This is a genomic window from Peribacillus sp. SIMBA_075 (assembly GCF_046534585.1).
On record NZ_JAWRYN010001050.1, the window covers coordinates 1 to 255 of the forward strand.

A 255-nucleotide genomic window follows, 5' to 3' on the forward strand; every position below is an offset into this window, starting at 1 on the left:
GCAAGCCCTTCTGCAATCGCCGTTTTACCGACGCCAGGCTCCCCGATCAATACCGGGTTGTTTTTCGTTCTACGGCTCAAGACTTCAATCACACGCGTGATTTCGTCGCTGCGCCCGATGACCGGATCCAAGCTGCCTTCACGCGCGACTTGTGTCAAATCACGTGCTAGGCCGTCCAAAGTCGGCGTATTGGCCGAAGCATTCGGGCTGGTGCCAGTTGAGGCTTGCTCGTTGCTGCCAAGCAGCTGCAATACT

1 pseudogene is annotated in these 255 nt (G+C 56.9%); it reads right to left on the reverse strand.

The window, feature by feature from the left end:
- Positions 1-255, reverse strand: a pseudogene (locus SB775_RS31505) (ATP-dependent Clp protease ATP-binding subunit ClpC); the annotation flags it as partial.